This is a genomic window from Oleiphilus sp. HI0061 (assembly GCF_001635675.1).
Window position 1 is genome coordinate 1 of record NZ_LWFE01001349.1, and the last position, 1,297, is coordinate 1,297.

Consider the following 1,297-nt stretch of genomic DNA (forward strand, 5'->3'; position numbering starts at 1 on the left):
CAGGTCCACTTCGTATTGACGGCTTTTCGAGTTCATGCCCAGCACATGCTCGAAGTCGTCAATGAATCCGGTATCCTGATCCACCACGCGCAAGACATCGGCAACGCTGATCGCTCTCATTTGTTGGAAGAACGGATTATTCACCAGGTGTTTCTTACTGGCTGTAGGCAACCGCCAAAGGTGTTTGCCGCCTTTCGGGCGCAGTATCACGTCCCGATTGTCCGAACGTTCCAAGTATTCGCTGACCTCGTGTAACCGAAGGGTCAGCTCATCCGCCATACGCGGGATCAGTCGCGTCGGATCCTTGGAGATTTTCGGTTGCTGCGTACCCTCGACCAAGACCTGCTTCTGGTTTTTCCAGGTCTGTGGCTTCACCAGATCATCCTCTAACGCCCGATATCGAATGACTTCCGGCAGCATTAGCTGGCCGTTTAACCGGTTGGGAATCTGCAGGTACAGGAACCATTCATACCTGGCTTTATCTATACTGCCATCGGGTTTTAGCAATAGTGGTCGTGTGGCTTTCGGCGGTAGACGCTGATCAATGCAGGCATCGCCGAGCATATTGCCGGCGACCAGATCCAACCGAGCTTGGTCTAAGATCCGGGCTAACCGTTGCGTTTTGTCGGTGCCTTCCATGCGCAGACAGCAAAAGAGCGACCGTAACAGGCCGGTTCGCAATGTGGATTCCGTGTCCAGGTGTTGCCAGAACGCTTCCTCCGCTGACTGTTTCTGATTGCTCAGGTATCGGCAGACCGAGTTCAGGTCGTTGGCACTGAGAAACTGGAAAGCCTGTTGCTGTACCGCGTGGAAGGAAGTATTAGGGTCGATGCGGTCATCCACGAACAGGTGCAGGATCTCAGCGGCTTTACTCACGTTGCGGGCTGCCTTTTGCCAGTCTTGATAAACCCGTTCCTGCGCCATCTGATGCGCTCGTTGCTTCACCTGTCGAGTGTGATGGATGAACCCTTCCGCAATGCGCTCCAAGCCCTGCTGGTACCGAGACTGCAGATAGCACAGCAGGTACAAGCATTGGTTAGCAGGCGACTGACGCTTAAGTTTAGCACCGTAATAATCAACCCGTTCGGCATAGTGATGCTGGTTTTTCTGGGACAGAGAAAGCGAGTCGAGTACAGTCGTCACATCCTCCATTAGCGGTTGAATATGGTTATACACCGCCAGCTCTTTCTGCAGCTCGGTACCGGTGAAGTTGCGAGCGCTCCCGCGCAGCTGCTTCAATGTAAAGTGGTCTTCATCGGAAACCAGTGTCTGCAGCATATTCTTTAAGCTTTGGCTG

At 53.4% G+C, this 1,297-nt stretch carries 1 pseudogene; it reads right to left on the reverse strand.

Features of this window, described 5'->3' with window-relative positions:
- Positions 1-1,297, reverse strand: a pseudogene (locus A3735_RS21295) (Tn3 family transposase); the annotation flags it as partial.